The sequence below is a fragment of the Streptomyces mutabilis genome (assembly GCF_046628145.1).
Classification (GTDB): Bacteria; Actinomycetota; Actinomycetes; order Streptomycetales; family Streptomycetaceae; genus Streptomyces; species Streptomyces mutabilis.
Genome location: NZ_CP176874.1, coordinates 4,450,345 through 4,467,933 on the forward strand (window position 1 = coordinate 4,450,345; position 17,589 = coordinate 4,467,933).

The window sequence follows — 17,589 nt, forward strand, 5'->3', positions numbered from 1 at the left end:
ACAACGACGAGCTGACCGTCGTCCACGTCATGCGGCACGGCGAGGTGGACAACCCCACCGGTGTCCTCTACGGCCGCCTGCCCGGCTACCACCTCTCCGACCTGGGCCGGCGCATGGCCGACCGGGTCGCCGAGCACCTCGCCCCGCGCGACGTGACGTACGTCGTCGCCTCGCCGCTGGAGCGGGCGCAGGAGACGGCGACGCCGATCGCCAAGGCGCACGGGCTGGACCTCGCCACCGACGCGCGGCTCATCGAGGCCGACAACGTCTTCCAGGGCAAGACCTTCGGCATCGGTGACGGCGCGCTGCGCCGGCCCGGCAACTGGAAGCACGTGGTCAACCCGTTCAAGCCGTCCTGGGGCGAGCCGTACGTCGACCAGGTGGTGCGGATGATGGGCGCGCTGGACGCGGCCAAGGAGCGGGCGCGCGGGCACGAGGCCGTGGTCGTCAGCCATCAGCTGCCGATCTGGATCCTGCGCTCGTACGTCGAGCGGCGGCGGCTGTGGCACGACCCGCGCAAGCGGCAGTGCACGCTGGCGTCCCTGACGACGTTCACGTACCGGGGCGACCGCATCGTCTCCGTCGGCTACACCGAGCCCGCCCGCGACCTCGTCCCGCCCCACCTCCTCGCCGGCGCCAAGCCGGTCAAGGGGCAGGGCAAGGCGTACGGGGCCTGAGGGCGGCCTGCCCCACCGGTCCGCCGTAAGACCCGGCGGCATGTGACGCTCGTTACGGAATCCGCACAGATTTCCGGAACCCGCACGTTCGTCACGTCCTCTGACTGAGTGACCACCAGAGGACGTGACGAACGAGGTTGCGATGCGCACTTCCACCCGCACTCTCACCCGCAGGGGGATGCTCCAACTCGGCGCGGGCGCCGCGGCCGCCGTCGGGCTCGCGGGCTGCGGTACCGGCTCCCACACGGCGTCGGACGGCTCGCACCCGGCCGGGGGTTCCGGGAAGCCCTCGCCCTCCGGCAGTGACAAGGCCCCCGCGAAGCCCATCGGCGACGGCTCGACGTCGTACACCGGCAAGCAGCCCCACCAGCCGGACGCGCCCGTGCCGCTGGAGCCGGGTCAGACGCCGCCGCAGTTCGTCGTCTTCTCCTGGGACGGGGCGGGCGAGGTCGGCAACGGGCTCTTCCCGCGCTTCCTCGACCTCGCCCAGGAGCACGGCGCGCACATGACCTTCTTCCTCTCCGGGCTGTACCTGCTGCCCGAGTCGAAGAAGCGCCTCTACGACCCGCCGAACAACCCGCGCGGCGCCTCGGACATCGGATACCTCACCGACGCCCACATCAAGGACACCCTCGCGGGCGTCCGCCGGGCCTGGCTGGACGGCCACGAGATCGGCACCCACTTCAACGGGCACTTCTGCGGCGGCAGCGGCAGCGTCGGCACCTGGACGCCCGCGCAGTGGCGCAGCGAGATCGACCAGGCGAAGTCCTTCGTGAAGGAGTGGCGGACCAACACCGGCTGGACCGACCTGCCCTCCCTGCCCTTCGACTACGACAAGGAACTGGTCGGCGGCCGCACGCCCTGCCTCCTCGGCCAGGACAACCTGCTGCCCACCGCCCGCGAGCTCGGCTGGCGCTACGACGCCTCCTCGCCCGGCGGCCGTCAGGTGTGGCCGGCGAAGAAGGACGGGATCTGGGACCTGCCGCTCCAGCAGATACCTTTCCCCGGGCACTCCTTCGAGGTGCTCTCGATGGACTACAACATCCTCGCCAACCAGTCCGTCAACTCCACCAAGGCGCCCGCCCACAACTACCCGGGCTGGCGCGAACAGGCCACCAACGCCTACATATCCGGCTTCAAACGGGCATACGAGACGAACCGGGCGCCGTTCTTCATCGGCAACCACTTCGAGGAGTGGAACGGCGGCATCTACATGGACGCCGTCGAGAACGCCCTCGAGTACATCGCCCGGGAGAAGGAGAAGGGCGAGGACATCCGGCTCGTCTCCTTCCGCCAGTTCACCGACTGGCTGGACGTGCAGAAGCCGGAGGTGCTGGCCAAGCTCCGGAGCGTCGAGGTGGGGCAGCGGCCGGCCGGCGGCTGGAACGCCTTCCTCAAGGAGACCGGCGCCGGCTCCTCGGCACCCACCGGAAACGCCGCCTGAAATGCGGGTTTCCGCCCGTGAGGGGGGTGCGCAAGATCCCCGGAACGGACATGCGAAACTTTTCACATGAGTGCCGCCAGCTGCGCCCCCCTGCGCTCGACCCGCACCGCCGTCCGCGTCCGCCGTCGCGTCTCCCTTGCCGCCGGCGCGGCAGTCTCGGCACTGCTCGTGTCCGCGTGCGGCTCCGGCGGCACCTCGGGCGGCGGTGGCCAGACCGGCTTCGTCACGGGCGCCGACGGCATCTCCACCGCCAAGAAGGGTGAGCGGGCCGACGCCCCCGACCTGTCCGGCAAGACGGTCGACGGCGGGCACATCGACGTCGACGACTACAAGGGCAAGGTCGTCGTCCTCAACGTGTGGGGCTCCTGGTGTCCGCCCTGCCGGGCCGAGGCCAAGAACTTCGAGAAGGTCTACCAGGACGTCAAGGACCAGGGCGTCCAGTTCGTCGGCATCAACACCCGCGACACCTCCACCGGCCCGGCGAAGGCATTCGAGGAGGAGTTCGGGGTCAGCTACCCGAGCTTGTACGACCCGACCGGCAAGCTGATGCTCCGCTTCGAGAAGGGCACCCTCAACCCGCAGGCCATCCCCTCGACGCTGATCATCGACCGGGAGGGCAAGGTCGCCGCGCGCACCCTCCAGGCGCTCAGCGAGGAAAAGCTCCGCAAGATGCTCGAGCCCTACCTCAAGGACTCCTCCGGCAAGTCGGAGACGTGACGTGTCCGCAGTGACCACGCTCGCCGTGGAGGGATACAACGGCACGGTGCTCAACGGCGCGCTGCTGGTGGCCCTGCCCATCGCGCTGCTCGGCGGCCTCGTCTCCTTCTTCTCGCCCTGCGTCCTGCCGCTCGTCCCCGGCTACCTCTCCTACGTGACCGGCGTCACCGGCACCGACCTCCAAGAGGCCCGGCGCGGGCGGATGGTCGCCGGAGCCTCGCTCTTCGTCCTCGGTTTCACCGCCGTGTTCGTCTCCAGCGGTGCGCTGTTCGGCTACTTCGGCGAAACGCTGCAGTCCAACCGGGGCGTGCTGACCAAGGTGCTGGGCGTCTTCATGATCCTCATGGGCGTCTTCTTCATGGGCCTGATGCCCTGGCTCACCCAGCGCGAGTTCCGCTTCCACAAGAAGCCCGTCAGCGGCCTGATCGGCGCCCCCGTCCTCGGCGCCCTGTTCGGCATCGGCTGGACGCCCTGCATCGGCCCGACGCTCTCGTCCGTACTGGTGCTCTCCGCCGAGCAGGGCACCGCCGGCCGCGGCGCGATACTGACCGTCGCCTACTGCCTGGGCCTCGGCCTGCCCTTCGTGCTCGCCGCGGTCGCCTTCCGCAAGGCGCTCGGCGCCTTCGGCTGGATCAAGCGCCACTATGTGTGGGTCATGCGGATCGGCGGCGGCATGATGATCGCGACCGGCCTGCTCCTGCTGACCGGTGCCTGGGACAGCATCGTGCAGGACATGCAGACCTGGTCCAACGGCTTCACTGTAGGGATCTGACCCGATGAGCAACACCACGACCGGCAAGACCCCGGCGGACGAGACCTCGGCGGACCAGGCCCCGGCGGCCAGGACCCCGGCGGCAGGCGAGGACCAGGACCTCGGCGCCGCCGGCTCCCAGCTGACCACCGCTCCCAGGGAGGAGACACCGAACCTCCCCTCCCTCGGCGTCATCGGCTGGGCCCGCTGGTTCTGGCGGCAGCTCACCTCGATGCGGGTGGCGCTGCTGCTGCTCCTGCTGCTGTCGCTGGGCGCCATCCCCGGCTCGCTGATCCCGCAGGAGGGCGTCGACGCCCTCAAGGTCGAGGAGTTCCGCGAGAACCACGACGTCCTCGCGCCGGTCTACGACAAGCTCGGCCTCTTCCACGTCTACAGCTCGGTGTGGTTCTCCGCGATCTACATCCTGCTGTTCGTCTCCCTCATCGGCTGCATCGTGCCGCGCACCTGGCAGTTCGTCGGCCAGCTGCGCGGCCGTCCGCCCGGCGCCCCCCGGCGCCTGACCCGGCTGCCCGCGTACACCACCTGGCGCACCGGGGCCGAGCCCGAGGAGGTCCGCGAGGCCGCGCTGAAGCTGCTGAAGAAGCGCCGCTTCCGCGCCCACGCCGTCGGTGACGCCGTCGCCGCCGAGAAGGGCTACGTGCGCGAGGCCGGCAACCTGGCCTTCCACGTCGCGCTGATCGTGATGCTGATCGCCTTCGCCTGGGGCCAGCTCTTCAAGTACGAGGGCAACAAGCTGATCCTGGAGGGCGACGGCTTCTCCAACACCCTCACGCAGTACGACGACTTCAAGTCCGGCAACCTCTTCGACCCGGACCACGACCTGGCCCCCTTCAGCTTCACCCTGAAGGACTTCCACGGGACCTACGAGCCGTCCGGCCCCAACCGCGGCACCCCCCGCATCTACGAGGCCGAGGTCGCCTACAGCGAGGGCGCCTACGGCGAGGAGAAGTCGACCACCATCAAGGTCAACGAGCCGCTGGAGATCGACGGCTCGAAGGTCTACCTCGTCAGCCACGGCTACGCGCCCGTCCTCACCGTCAGGGACGCCAAGGGCAAGGTCGTCATGGACAAGGAGGCGACCGCGCTGCTGCCGCTGGACTCCAACGTCACCTCCTCCGGCGCCGTCATGGTCCGCGACGGCTACCGCAACGCCGAGGGCGAGAGGGAACAGCTCGGCTTCAACGCCTTCTTCCTGCCGACCTACGGCGGCGAGGGCAGCACGATGCTGTCGACCTTCCCCGCCCTGATCAACCCGATGCTGGCGCTCTCCGCCTACCACGGCGACCTCGGCGTGGACGCGGGCTTCGCGAAGAGCATCTACCAGCTCGACAAGACCAACCTGGAGGAGTTCAAGGACTCCGACGGGGAGCTGTTCAAGAAGCAGCTCAAGGTCGGGGAGACCATGACGCTGCCGAACGGCGCCGGCACGGTCACCTTCGACGGCGTCCAGGAATGGGCCGGTTTCCAGGTCACCCGGCAGCCCGCCAGCGGCTGGGCGCTCGCCGGCGCCGTCGCCGCGATCCTCGGCCTCGCCGGCTCCCTGTTCATCCAGCGCCGCCGCGTCTGGGTGCGGGCCGTCAAGGGCGCCGACGGCGTCACGGTCGTGGAGATGGCCGGTCTCGGGCGCAGCGAGTCCGCGAAGGTCCCCGAAGAGCTCGGCGACCTGGCTGGGATCCTGTACGAGCAGGCACCCGACGCACCCGACGCGCCGAAGAACGACGACGACACCCCCGATTCCCCCGACACCCACGTCGTACCTGCCGAAGGGGCTGAGAAGTGACTCTCGCCGCCGCAATCGATCTGGCCGCCGCGACCAACGAGAACCTCGCGAACGCCAGCAACACGCTGATCTACTCCGCGATGGCCGTCTACACGCTGGCCTTCTTCGCGTACATCGCCGAGTGGCTCTTCGGCAGCCGCAGCAAGGTCGGCCGCACCGCCGCCGCGCTCACCGCGACCGGTGAGGCCAAGGCGACGGCGAAGACCGGGCCGGACGTCACCGTGAACAAGGCCGGCTCCACCGCCGTACTGGAGCGGCCCAAGGTCGTCGTCCGCGCCGCCACCGGCTCCCGCGACGTACCGGACGGGCCGGGCGCGCACGGCGGCACCGAGAAGGGCGACCTCTACGGCCGGATCGCCATCTCGCTCACCGTGCTCGCCTTCGCCCTGGAGGCCGCCGGTGTGATCGCCCGCGCGCTGTCCGTGAAGCGGGCGCCGTGGGGCAACATGTACGAGTTCAACATCACCTTCACGACGACCGCCGTCGGCGTGTACCTGGTGCTGCTCGCCCTGAAGAAGAACGTCCGCTGGCTCGGCCTCCCGCTGACCACCACGGTCCTGCTCGACCTCGGCCTCGCCGTCACGGTCCTGTACACCGCCAGCGACCAGCTCGTCCCGGCGCTGCACTCGTACTGGCTGTACATCCACGTCTCGACGGCGATCTTCTGCGGCGCGGTGTTCTACGTCGGCGCGGTCTCCACGATCCTCTACCTGTTCAAGGACTCGTTCGAGAACAAGCTCGCCTCCGGCGGCACCCCCGGCCGCTTCGCCAACTCGGTCCTGGACCGCCTGCCGGCCGCCGCCTCCCTCGACAAGTTCGCCTACCGCGTCAACGCCGCCGTCTTCCCGCTGTGGACGTTCACGATCATCGCGGGCGCGATCTGGGCGGGCGACGCCTGGGGCCGCTACTGGGGCTGGGACCCCAAGGAGACCTGGTCGTTCATCACCTGGGTCGCCTACGCCGGTTACCTGCACGCCCGCGCCACCGCCGGCTGGAAGGGCCGCAAGGCCGCCTACCTGGCCCTGGCCGCCTTCGCCTGCTGGCTGTTCAACTACTACGGCGTGAACATCTTCGTCTCCGGCAAGCACTCCTACGCGGACGTGGGCCTGGGCGCCCTCCAGTCCGTCGGCTTCTGAACAAGACGCCGAGCGAGGCCGGTTCCCGTGACCCACGTCACGGGAACCGGCCTTCCGCGTGCGGACAGACAAGAAGGCGTGGATACGAATCCGCGCAAACGCGTCCGCGCGGCGGCCCAGGACGCCTTCGGTGATCTCTTCGACGCGCACGCACGCTCCGTCCACAACCACGCCTTCCGTCTCACCGGTGACCGGGTGAACGCGAGAGGTGGCCGTCGAGGACCTGCCCCGGGGCTTCGAGAAGGGCGAGGTGACCGGACGCTTCGCCGTCCTGGACCGGGCGGGCCGGCGCGCCCCTAGTCACGGGCGCGGGCGACGCCCGTGACGATGTCCCGCAGCCGCTCCACGTACAGGCGCAGGTTCTTGTGCGCCACGTCGGTGTCCGGGTAGCGGGCGGCGAACCACAGGCCCTCCGGGAGCCGGGTGACCCACGCGCACACCTGATCGCCGTACGACACCCGCAGCAGGGCGTACGCCGTCCGGTCCGGCCAGCCGCCGGAACCGGGGACGTCGCGGGCGTCGACGTAGGAGACGATCGAGTACAGGTCGGGCGAGGTGGGCCGGAAGTCCGTGCCGAGCAGGCGCAGCACCCGGTCGATCGGCATGCGGGACATCCGCCGGTTGGCCTGGAGCTGGGCGCGGACGGTGCGCAGGGCGTCCGTGAAGCCGTGGGCCTTCGCCACGGGGACCTCGATCGGCGCGCCGCCCACGTACCAGCCCACGGACTCCGACCACTGGGACCGCGACCGGGTGTGGAACGGCACGACGGTGCGGTAGACGGGCTCGCCCCCGATCTCGTGGACGACCTGCGCGGTGGCGGCCAGGACGCCGACCAGGCTGCCGCCGTAGGGGCGGCAGTACGCCTCGAACGCGGCGGCGTCGGCCGCGTCCACCAGTGGCTCGCGCAGCAGCTTCTGCTCGGGCAGCGGGCCGCCCGGCTCCAGGCCGAGGTCGACGGGGAAGGAGGGCAGCCTCCCGTCGCACCGCCGGATGAACTCCCGCCAGCGGCCCACGATGTCGTGGTCGCCGTCGATCCGGTCGGCGTCCGCGCGCTCGGCCTCGCAGAAGTCGACGTAGCTGCCGACCCGGGGCCGCGGCACGGACCGGCCCTCGACGCCGGCCGCGTACAACTCGTCGATCTCGGCGGGGATGCGGTAGATGGAGTAGGCGTCGACGTTGCTGTGGTCGAAGGCCATGTAGACGCTGACGCCGTCGTCGCGGACGACCGCCGTGTAGATGAGGTTGGGCCAGCGCAGCGCGTCGGCGACGCCGTCGAAGCGGTCCTGGAGGTGGCGGGCCAGTTCCGTCGCGTCCGGGAAGTCGCCGACGTCCTCGCGGTGCAGGGACACGGCGTCCGCGTCGAGGGTGAAGCGCCGCATCGGGTCCCCGCTCCCGCCGCCCCACCGGAAGCCGCTGCGCAGCGTCTCGTGCCGCAGCGTCCAGGCGCGCAGCGCCTCCTGGAGCACGTCGAGGTCGACCGGGCCCGGGATGTCGAAGGCCGCTCCGAGCCAGGTCGGCACGAAGAGACCGTCGTCGCGGACCGACCGGGCCGTCCGGATGTGCGACTCCTGGATGTACGCAGGCGGCCGCGCGTCCTCGGGCAGCGCTGCCGCGACCTGGACGGTCGCCGGACTGAGCGTCCACTCGACGAGGCGCCCGGGCCGGATCTCGCAGCGGTGGATGTCGGTCAGTCGCACGAGGGGTCTCCGTTCGCAGATGTACAGACCCGACCAAGGGAATGACGAGCCCGCGGCCGCGCACCTGCTGTGTCGGCACGGTTCAACGGAACGGATGGCCCCTCGAACGACGGTACGGGGGCCGGGCGTCAACCGCCGAGCAGCGCGAGGACGCTGTTCACCGCCTCGACGACGGGCTGGCCGACCGCTCCCACCGTGGCGGCGATGCCCGCCACCGCCATCAGGGCGCGGTGCCGCTGCTGCGGCTGGACGCCGGGAGCCGTGGTGATGTCCGGCAGGCAGTCGTCGATGGACCGGGCGCTGGCCGGCGGCACCTGTGCACGCAGCTCGTCGACCAGCTCGACCAGCTGCTGGATCGCCGCCTCCAGGGCGGGCGACGCCTCGGTCGCGGCGGGCGCCGCCTGGTTCTTGACGATGCCGGTGTTGCCGAGGCCGCCGTGCATCGAGACGCTGTCGCCGAAGTAGTAGTTGTCGCCGCTCATGAGTTCCCCACCCCTACGTTTCCCGATCCGCCGTACATGTTGACGTTGTCGCCGAAGTAGTAGTTCCTGGGGTTGACCAGGAGCTGCTCGACCCTGACGTGGAACTCCGCCTCGGGATTCTCGATGGCCTGCACGATGGGCGCGACGAGTCGGTCGAGCTGGTGCGGGTCGGCGCTGGTCACCATCGCGATGGACGGCCCGGACGTCTCCACCGCCAGGACGTACTGGGCCGGTGCCGACAGCACGGAGAACAGGTCCACGATGCTGAACACCAGCGCCGCGACGGCTCCTATCCACACGAAGGTGAGGATGCCGCCGGCCATCGAGCTGTCGGCGATCGCGGTCAGCCCGGCGACGATCGTCAGCGCGAAGGCCACCGACAGGATCAGCGCCGTGCGCTTCAGGAACCGCAGCGTGGCTTCCTTGCGCCGGGGCGTCATGGTGAAGGTGTACACCCGGGTGATGTTCTGCAAGGGGTACGCCGCCGCGCCGACCCACAGCAGCCGCTTGCCGACCCGCAGGTCGACGGCCCGTACGGTCCGCGGTGGCACGGCGGGCGGCGGCGGGATGTCGTACTGGCCCGGTGGCTGGGTTCTCTGGCCGGGTGGCTGGAACTCCTGGTGCGGGGCGCTCTCCATGTCTTGCTGACCCTCCGTCGACTGATGGGCCGTCAGTGAGTGATCCATTAACCACGCAGGGTGTCGTCGATGCAAGTCAGATACGTGTGCAGTCGGCCGGCGCCCTCCAGGGCGGCCCGTGTGCGGGCGGTGACCGCCTGTTCCCTGGCGGCGATCGCCGTCCGCAGCGCCTCGCCGCCGCCCTCCCGCCGCAGGCCGTCCAGGACGGGCCGGATCTGGTCGAACAGGTAGTGGCTGCGGCGCAGCGTGTGCACGACCCGTGCGTCGCGCACGTCTGCCGGGGCGTACACGCGGTACCCGGTCCCGCGTTCCCGCCCGGGCGTGAGCAGCCCCGCCGCCTCCCACACCCGCAACGCCGACGTCCTCACGCCGACCAGCGCGGCCACCTCACCGATGCGCAGGCCGCCGTCGCCCGTCACCGGTCCCTCCCCCCGCCCCGCCAACGCGTCCAGCGCCTCGCGCGCGGCCCGCAGCGAGCCCCGCTCCCCGTGCAGGGCGGCGTGCGCGGCGTCCACGAGGGCGAGCGCGCCGGGGACGTCCCCCTCGTGCACGGTCCGCATGATCCGCGTCGCCGTCACCGGCCCGTAGCCCTTCCGGATCGTCCGGTAGGTCAGCAGCGCCTGGCGGTGCCGCTCGCCGAAGACCCGGTACCCGGACTCCGTCCGCTCGGCCGCGGGGAGGACGCCGGCGTCCTCGTAGTTGCGGATCTGCTGTGTCGAGAGACCGGCCGTGCGGGCCAGGTCGACGGTGCGGAGACGGCGGCGGTCGTCGGTGGTCATCGGTCCGCAGCCTATGCGCGGCCCCCGGAGCAGGCACCCGCCGCTGTGACCAGTGACGTGTTGGAGGAGCACCACCAGGACGGACACGTACGGGAACGACTCCAGCGCGGCGACCGGGGCCCCGCCGCCGGGACAGCGGTCGGCAGTTGTCCTACATCGCTCCTAGCGTGCGATCGAGACAGCCCCGACCGACCAGGAGCGAACCCATGAACCTCGTCTCGATCCGCGTCATCACGAGCGACGTCGACCGCCTCGTCGACTTCTACGAACGCGTCACCGGAGTGAAGGCGAACCGGTACACCGAGGACTTCGCCGAACTCCGCACCGGCTCCGGCACCCTCGCGATCGGCAGCACGCGGACCGTGCCGCTCTTCGCCCCCGGCTCCGCCCGTCCGGCCGCCAACCGCAGCGCCGTCATCGAGTTCCGCGTCGACGACGTGGACGCCGTGCACCGCGACCTGGCCGGCTTCGTCGACGACATCGTCAAGGAGCCCACGACGATGCCCTGGGGCAACCGTGCCTTCCTGTTCCGCGACCCCGACGGCAACCTGGTCAACTTCTTCACCCCCGTGACCCCGGAAGCCGTCGAGAGGTCCGCCGCGGCCACCGGCTGAGAGCCGCCCCTATGCTGGCACTGCCCGTACGGAGAGACGGATACGGGGAGGGACCGCACGCCGGGAGGCATCTGTGTCAGCGCTGGAACCCGACGATCCGCGCTCCGTCGGGGAGTACCGGTTGCTGAGCCGACTGGGCGTGGGCGGCATGGGCCGGGTCTACCTCGGCCGTTCGCCGGGCGGCCGGCTCGTCGCGGTCAAGGTGGTCCACGCCGAGCTGCTGCGCAGGCCGGAGTTCCGGCAGCGCTTCCGCCGCGAGGTGCAGGCGGCCCGGACGGTCAGCGGCGCCTTCACCGCTCCCGTCGTCGACGCCGACCCGGACGCGCCCCGGCCCTGGCTGGTCACCAGCTACATCGCCGGGCCGTCGCTGGAGCGGGCGGTCGCCGAGCGGGGGCCGTTCGAGCCGGCGGCGGTGCTCGCGCTGGCGGCCGGGCTGGCCGAGGCGCTGGTGTCCATCCACGCCGCGCACCTCGTCCACCGCGACCTCAAGCCGTCCAACGTCCTGCTCGCCGAGGACGGGCCGCGCGTCATCGACTTCGGCATCGCGCGCAGCGTCGACGCCGACTCGATCACCGGCACCGGGCACATGGCGGGCTCGCCGGGATTCATGTCCCCCGAGCAGGTCAACGGGGGCGAGGTGACCTGGGCCAGCGACGTCTTCTGCCTGGGCGCGGTCCTGGCCTACGCGGCGACCGGCGCCAACCCGTTCGGCGACGGACCGACCCCCGCGCTTCTCTACCGGGTCGTGCACAACGCCCCCGACGTGGACGCCGTCACCGACCCGGTCCTGCGCGCCCTCGTCGACGACTGCCTCGTCAAGGACCCGGCCCGCCGGCCGACCCCGCGCGAGATCCTCGCCCGGATCGGCCCGTCCGTCGGCGAGACCACGGTGGCTCTCCCGTTCGCCGGTCACTGGACCCCGGGCCTTAGCCCGACCGGCACGGACACGACACCCAGCGGGGACGCACCGGCTCCCGTCCGTCCCGTCGGGGCCGCCCCGCCCGCCGGCGTCCCGGCTCCCGCCCGCCCCACCGAGGTCCCCCCGCCCACCGCCGCGCACCCGGCGACCCGGGTGGAGGCCGTGCGGCCGTCGGCGCCCGGTGCACAGGACGTGCGCCCCGCCCCGCCGGACCCGCGCGGAGGCGCCCGCGGCCGACGGGCCTTCCTGCTCTCCGGCGCGGGCGCGATCGCCGCGCTCGGCGTCGGAACGGGTTTCTGGCTCAACCGCTCGTCCACCTCGCAGGAGACCGGCGCCGCGCCCGCGCCGTCACCCTCGCCCACCACCACCGGCCCGCGCCTGCCCAGCCCCGTCGGTCGCTGGCCCCTCGACGAGACCTCCGGCGCGATCGCGCGGGACACCGCCGGCGGGCACGACGGCACCGCGACCGCCGTCGCCTGGCAGCCCGGCGGGGCGGGCGCCGCCTTCGACGGGGCCGGCAGCCAGATCGTGACCGACGGCCCGGTGCTGAAGACGGGAGCGGGCCGGAGCTTCACCGTCGCGGCCTGGGTCCGCCTGGCCGCCGTACCGGGCATCTTCGCCACCGCTGTCAGCCAGGAGAGCGGCGGCGCCAGCGGCTTCTACCTCCAGTACTCCAGCGAGGACAAGGGCTGGGCCTTCGCCCGCCCCGGCCGGCGCGCCGTCGGCCGCACCGCCCCCGCGGCGCACGTCTGGACCCACCTGGCCGGCGTCTGCGACGGCGAGGCCCGCAAGCTGCTGCTGTACGTCGACGGCGTGCAGGAGGCCGTCGTCGAGGACCCCGACCCGATGCCCGCCACCGGCGCCTTCATGATCGGCCGCGCGTCCTTCGACGGAGAGCCCCGCGACTTCTTCCCCGGCGCCGTGCGCGACGTACGGGCCTTCGACCGGGCCCTGTCCCCGGCCGGGATCAAGACGCTGACGGGACGCGCCTGACCCTGTTTCACCAGACGTGTACAGCACCGTACTTGGGCCTCCCGTGCTAAAGATGTAGCTTCCCGTGAGTGGCCTTGGCGGCCCGTACGGGAGCTCGCGGCAGCAGGTGAACGGGGACAGAGTTGAGCGGGGAAGCCGGATCCGGCCTCACGTGCAGTGGTGCCGAGCCGTTGGAGGACGACGACCCGCGCCGGATCGGGCCGATCCCGCTGCTGGGACGGCTCGGGGCCGGCGGCATGGGCCGGGTCTACCTCGGTGTCCACGAGGGCCGGTACGCGGCCGTCAAGCAGGTGCTGCCCTCGGTCGCCGGGGAGGACAAGGACTTCCTGCGCCGCTTCGGACACGAGCTGGACAACCTCTCCCGGCTGCCCGACGAGGCCACCGCGCCGCTGCTCGCGGGGGACCGGGACGCCAAGCCGCCGTGGTTCGCCACCGCGTACGTGCCCGGCATCACCCTGCGCGAGGCCGTCGACCTGCACGGTCCGCTGCCCGCCGAGGCACTGTGGCTCGTCCTCAGGGAGGCAGCCGCCGGGCTGGCGGCGGTGCACGCCCTGGACATGGTCCACCGCGACCTCAAACCGTCCAACGTCATGCTGACCCAGGACGGCCTCACCCTCATCGACTTCGGCGTCGCCCGGGCCGCCGAGCAGAGCCAGCTGACCCGGACCGGCATGGTGGTGGGCACGCCCGCCTACATGTCGCCCGAACAGGCCTCCGGGAAACGGGAGTCCAGCGGCGTCGTCGACGTCTTCGCGCTGGGCTCGGTGATCGCTTACGCCGCCTCCGGCCGGCCGCCCTTCGGTGACGAGTCCGGGCACGCGGTGCTGTACCGCATCGTGCACGAGGAGCCCGACCTCCAGCCGCTGCGCGAGCTGGACGCCGAGCTCGCCGAGGTCGTCGCGGCCTGCCTGGACAAGGACCACGAGGGCCGGCCGACGGCGGCCGAACTGGTGGAGACCGCGGAGCGGCACGGGCCGTTCACCGCGCCCCTGTGGCCCGACGCGGTGAACGGCCCGCTGGCCGAGCGGGCGGCGTTCGCCTCGACGGTTCCGGACGCCGCGCAACTGCCCGAGCCGGACGAGGCGGTGCCTGACCAGCCGTCCGCTCCCGTGGTCGTTCCGGGCGGGAGTCCGCAGAAGCGTGAGCGGCGCGGCCGTACGAAGGTGCTGGCGATCGTGGTTCCCGTCGTCGTGACGGGGGCGACGCTCGGTCTCACGCTGCTGCCGTACGCGATGAACGAATCGGACGGCGGCCGGGACGCCGGCGCGCGGCCCGCGGCCACCGGAACCGCCGCTCCGGGCCCCGCCGACTCCGCCACCGGCTCGACCGGCCCGAGCGCCTCCGCCTCCGGCAGCCCTGACGAGGGGAAGAAGGACGGCGAGGACAAGGACCAGGGCAAGGGCAAGGACGGGGAGGAAGAAGACGGTGGGCGGGACGGCGACGGCACCGCGCCCGGCGGGGGCGGTGACGCTGCTGCCACGGGAGGAGCGCCCGGCGGCTCTGCGGACTCGGGAGGGTCCACCGGCACGGGAGGGGCGTCCGGCGACGGGGGCTCGTCCGGTGCGGGGGGATCGTCCGGCTCGGGAGGGTCCTCGGGCTCCGGAGGCGGGTCCGGGACGAGTGGGTCCGCCAGTGGCGGCTCGGGAGACGGCGGGTCGGCGTCGGACGCCTTCATGCTGAAGAACGGATCGAGCGGGAAGTGCATGTACGTCGGCACCCCGATCGACGACGGCAACTGCTCGGGCGACATGGCCCTCTTCCGCTTCCAGAGCACCTCGGACGGGGCGTTCAGGATCCTCAACATGGGGACGGCCGAGTGCATCCACTCCAGGAGCGCGAACGCCTGGCTCGTCAGGGCCGCCTGCGGTCAGGTGGGGGGAGAGTGGAAAGAGGGGGCGAACGGCTCGCTCAGGAACCTCAACACGGGTGGTTGCCTCGATCTCAACCGCCGGGCGTCCAGGATCGGCCTGACGACCACGACGTGCACCGGCTCCGCCTCCCAGCGCTGGACCAGGATCTGACGCCGGGACCGGGATCTGACGCCGGGACCGGGATCTGACGCCGGCACGGGGATCTGACGCCGGCACGGGGATCCGGCGGAGGGAGAGGTCAGGCCTCGTCCCGCTTGCCGCCCTTGCGGTCCTCGTCGTCCTCGGGGCCGCTCCGGCCGGTGTCCTGCGAGCCTCCCTCGCCCCGGTCCTTGCCCGTGTCGCCGGGCTGGTCGCCCAGGGACTTCAGGAAGTCCGGGTTGTCGTCCGGCGCCACCCACTGCCGCCGCCCGCCGCCGCCCTGCCAGGGCGACGAGCCGGCCGGCTGCCGCTTCTTGCCGGCGATGATCCAGGAGATCGACCCGACCAGCGGGAACAGCAGCACGAGGATCGCCCACAGCGGCTTGGGCATGTGACGGATGTCGTCGTTCTTCGTGCTGATGCAGTCGATGAACGCGTAGACGCTCAATGCCAGTGGGATCAGGAACATCAGCACCCGAAGCATGGAGCCTCTCCAGCGAAAGCGGTGGGGTACAGGGTCGGTACAGGCCCAGCGTAGCCGCTCGGGGATACTGGACCGCATGGCTTACGACGATCTTCGCTCCCTGCTCAGGGCCCTGGAGCGCGACGGTGACCTCAAGCGCGTCAAGGCCGAGGTGGACCCGTACCTGGAGGTCGGGGAGATCGTCGACCGGGTGAACAAGGCCGGCGGCCCCGCTCTCCTCTTCGAGAACGTGAAGGGCTCCGACATGCCCCTTGCGATGAACGTCTTCGGCACCGACCGGCGCCTGCTCAAGGCCCTCGGCCTGAAGTCGTACTCCGACATCTCGGACAAGATCGGCGGGTTGCTGAAGCCCGAGCTGCCCCAGGGCTTCGTCGGCATCCGCGAGGCCTTCGGCAAGCTCGGCGCGATGACGCACGTACCGCCGAAGAAGGTGAAGGGCGACAGCGCCCCCGTGCAGGAGGTCGTCCTCACCGGCGACGACGTGGACCTCGAACGGCTCCCCGCCCTCTTCACCTGGCCGGACGACGGCGGCTCCTTCTTCAACCTCGGGCTCACCCACACCAAGGACCCGGAGACGGGCATCCGCAATCTGGGCCTGTACCGCCTCCAGCGCCACGACAAGCGCACCATCGGCATGCACTGGCAGATCCACAAGGACAGCCGGAACCACTACCAGGTCGCCGCCCGGCGCGGTGAGCGCCTGCCGGTCGCCATCGCCTTCGGCTGCCCGCCCGCCGTGACGTACGCCTCCACCGCCCCGCTCCCCGGCGACATCGACGAGTACCTGTTCGCCGGGTTCCTCCAGGGCAAGCGGATCGAGATGGTCGACTGCAAGACGGTCCCGCTCCAGGTCCCGGCGCAGGCGGAGGTCGTCATCGAGGGCTGGCTGGAGCCCGGCGAGATGCTCCCCGAGGGCCCCTTCGGCGACCACACCGGCTTCTACACCCCGCAGGAGCCCTTCCCCGCCCTGAAGATCGACTGCGTGACGATGCGGAAGCGTCCGCTGCTCCAGTCGATCGTGGTCGGGCGGCCCCCGACGGAGGACGGCCCGCTGGGGAGGGCCACGGAGCGCTTCTTCCTCCCGCTCCTCAAGATCATCGTCCCGGACATCGTGGACTACCACCTCCCCGAGGCCGGCGGCTTCCACAACTGCGCGATCGTCTCGATCGACAAGAAGTACCCCAAGCACGCCCAGAAGGTCATGCACGCCATCTGGGGCGCCCACATGATGTCCCTGACCAAGCTGATCGTGGTCGTCGACTCCGACTGCGACGTCCACGACCTGCACGAGGTCGCCTGGCGGGCCCTCGGCAACACCGACTACGCCCGCGACCTCACCGTCGTCGAAGGCCCGGTCGACCACCTCGACCACGCCTCCTACCAGCAGTTCTGGGGTGGCAAGGCCGGCATCGACGCCACGAAGAAGCTGCCCGAGGAGGGGTACACACGAGACGGGGGCTGGCCGGACATGGTGCTGTCCGACCCGGAGACGGCGGCGAAGGTCGACCGCCGCTGGAAGGAGTACGGACTGTGACGTCGGCTTCCGCCGCGCTGCCGCAGCAGCCGGGGCGCACCAAGGCGTTCCTGCGCCTGGTGATGATCGAGCACTCGGTCTTCGCCCTGCCCTTCGCGTACATCGCCGCGCTGACCGCGATGTACGAGTGGGACGAGAACATCCACTGGGGCCGGCTGCTCCTGGTCACCGTCGCGATGGTGGGCCTGCGCACCTTCGCGATGGCGGTCAACCGGATCATCGACCGCGAGATCGACGCCCGCAATCCCCGCACCGCCCACCGCGAACTGGTCACCGGCGCCATGTCGGTCAAGCACGCCTGGACCGGCGCGCTGGTCGCCCTGGTCGTCTTCCTGGGCGCGGCGGCCCTGCTCAACCCGCTCTGCCTCGCCCTCGCCCCCGTCGCCGTCGTCCCGATGGTCGTCTACCCCTACGGCAAGCGGTTCACGAACTTCCCGCAGGCCATCCTCGGTCTCGCCCAGGCGATGGGCCCGATCGGCGGCTGGCTGGCGATCACCGGCAGCTGGTCCTGGGACGCCGTGATCCTCGGCCTCGCGGTCGGCATCTGGATCGGCGGCTTCGACCTGATCTACGCCTGCCAGGACGTCGAGACCGACCGGCAGGTCGGCGTGAAGTCGGTCCCGGCCCGCTTCGGCATCCCCGCCGCCATCTGGGGCGCCCGCGCCTGCCACACCGTCACCACGGCCCTGTTCGTCTGGTACGCCGTCGCCACCGGCGCGGGAGTCTTCCTCTGGCTCGGCCTGCTGATCGTCGCCGGCGCCTTCGTCTACGAGCACACCATCGTGCGCCCCCATGACCTGACCCGCTTGAACAGGGCGTTCTTCAGCGTCAACGGCTTCATCGGCATCGCGCTGTTCGTGTGCGCGCTGCTGGATCTGCTGGTGCGGGGGCTCACGGTCTGAAAACCCTGGGCC

16 protein-coding genes are annotated in these 17,589 nt (G+C 71.3%); 11 read left to right on the top strand and 5 right to left on the bottom strand.

What is annotated here, in order from left to right:
* The first annotated feature begins 29 nt into the window (after positions 1-29).
* The 6 genes from ACLIN4_RS20065 (at position 30) to ccsB (ending at position 6,526) form a co-directional block, all read left to right on the top strand.
* On the top strand, positions 30-677 hold the full coding sequence (locus ACLIN4_RS20065; protein ID WP_100048944.1) for a histidine phosphatase family protein: 648 nt from the start codon (positions 30-32) through the stop codon (positions 675-677).
* Between the two features lie 142 nt (positions 678-819).
* The gene (locus ACLIN4_RS20070) at positions 820-2,121 is read left to right on the top strand and encodes a hypothetical protein (RefSeq protein WP_411576072.1); all 1,302 of its coding nucleotides are present in this window, start codon (positions 820-822) and stop codon (positions 2,119-2,121) included.
* 66 nt (positions 2,122-2,187) lie between these two features.
* Positions 2,188-2,838 (top strand): TlpA family protein disulfide reductase, encoded by a 651-nt coding sequence (locus ACLIN4_RS20075; RefSeq protein WP_411576073.1) that lies wholly within the window; start codon positions 2,188-2,190, stop codon positions 2,836-2,838.
* 1 nt (position 2,839) lies between these two features.
* Positions 2,840-3,610: a cytochrome c biogenesis CcdA family protein gene (locus ACLIN4_RS20080; protein ID WP_179342580.1), complete on the top strand. Its 771-nt coding sequence runs from the start codon at positions 2,840-2,842 to the stop codon at positions 3,608-3,610.
* Positions 3,611-3,614: 4 nt separating this feature from the next.
* Positions 3,615-5,390, top strand: a complete 1,776-nt coding sequence (locus ACLIN4_RS20085) for a cytochrome c biogenesis protein ResB (protein WP_411576074.1) — start codon at positions 3,615-3,617, stop codon at positions 5,388-5,390.
* Positions 5,387-6,526: a c-type cytochrome biogenesis protein CcsB gene (gene ccsB, locus ACLIN4_RS20090; protein ID WP_289907093.1), complete on the top strand. Its 1,140-nt coding sequence runs from the start codon at positions 5,387-5,389 to the stop codon at positions 6,524-6,526. The genes ACLIN4_RS20085 and ccsB overlap by 4 nt, the downstream gene beginning before the upstream one ends.
* Positions 6,527-6,822: 296 nt before the next feature.
* On the opposite strand, the gene ACLIN4_RS20095 is transcribed toward ccsB, so the two are convergent.
* From ACLIN4_RS20095 to ACLIN4_RS20110, 4 genes are all read right to left on the bottom strand, one after another.
* Positions 6,823-8,223, bottom strand: coding sequence for a condensation domain-containing protein (locus ACLIN4_RS20095; RefSeq protein WP_290012853.1), 1,401 nt, complete (start codon positions 8,221-8,223; stop codon positions 6,823-6,825).
* A 128-nt stretch (positions 8,224-8,351) separates the two neighbouring features.
* Positions 8,352-8,705, bottom strand: a complete 354-nt coding sequence (locus ACLIN4_RS20100; protein ID WP_100048940.1) for a hypothetical protein — start codon at positions 8,703-8,705, stop codon at positions 8,352-8,354.
* Positions 8,702-9,343 (bottom strand): DUF6232 family protein, encoded by a 642-nt coding sequence (locus ACLIN4_RS20105; RefSeq protein ID WP_107478842.1) that lies wholly within the window; start codon positions 9,341-9,343, stop codon positions 8,702-8,704. Before ACLIN4_RS20105 ends, ACLIN4_RS20100 begins: the two co-directional genes overlap by 4 nt.
* 47 nt (positions 9,344-9,390) lie before the next feature.
* Positions 9,391-10,122 (bottom strand): MerR family transcriptional regulator, encoded by a 732-nt coding sequence (locus tag ACLIN4_RS20110; protein WP_107478841.1) that lies wholly within the window; start codon positions 10,120-10,122, stop codon positions 9,391-9,393.
* A gap of 206 nt (positions 10,123-10,328) precedes the next feature.
* Between ACLIN4_RS20110 and ACLIN4_RS20115 the strand changes: the two genes are divergently transcribed.
* From ACLIN4_RS20115 to ACLIN4_RS20125, 3 genes are all read left to right on the top strand, one after another.
* On the top strand, positions 10,329-10,736 hold the full coding sequence (locus ACLIN4_RS20115; protein WP_107478840.1) for a VOC family protein: 408 nt from the start codon (positions 10,329-10,331) through the stop codon (positions 10,734-10,736).
* A gap of 73 nt (positions 10,737-10,809) precedes the next feature.
* A complete protein-coding gene (locus ACLIN4_RS20120; RefSeq protein ID WP_411576075.1) occupies positions 10,810-12,648 on the top strand; it encodes a protein kinase domain-containing protein in 1,839 nt (612 codons plus the stop codon).
* A gap of 122 nt (positions 12,649-12,770) precedes the next feature.
* Entirely contained in the window at positions 12,771-14,669 is a 1,899-nt protein-coding gene (locus ACLIN4_RS20125; RefSeq protein ID WP_411576076.1) for a protein kinase domain-containing protein, read from the top strand.
* 88 nt (positions 14,670-14,757) lie between these two features.
* Here the strand turns inward: ACLIN4_RS20125 and ACLIN4_RS20130 are convergent, their stop codons facing one another.
* Positions 14,758-15,141: a PLDc N-terminal domain-containing protein gene (locus ACLIN4_RS20130; RefSeq protein WP_382023433.1), complete on the bottom strand. Its 384-nt coding sequence runs from the start codon at positions 15,139-15,141 to the stop codon at positions 14,758-14,760.
* Positions 15,142-15,217: 76 nt separating this feature from the next.
* On the opposite strand from ACLIN4_RS20130, the gene ACLIN4_RS20135 reads away from it, so the two are divergent.
* Together ACLIN4_RS20135 and mqnP are read left to right on the top strand one after the other, a co-directional pair.
* Positions 15,218-16,675 (top strand): menaquinone biosynthesis decarboxylase, encoded by a 1,458-nt coding sequence (locus ACLIN4_RS20135; RefSeq protein WP_100049061.1) that lies wholly within the window; start codon positions 15,218-15,220, stop codon positions 16,673-16,675.
* Complete coding sequence (mqnP, locus tag ACLIN4_RS20140; protein WP_381914609.1) at positions 16,672-17,577, top strand: menaquinone biosynthesis prenyltransferase MqnP; 906 nt, start codon at positions 16,672-16,674, stop codon at positions 17,575-17,577. The genes ACLIN4_RS20135 and mqnP overlap by 4 nt, the downstream gene beginning before the upstream one ends.
* The last annotated feature ends 12 nt before the right edge of the window (positions 17,578-17,589 follow it).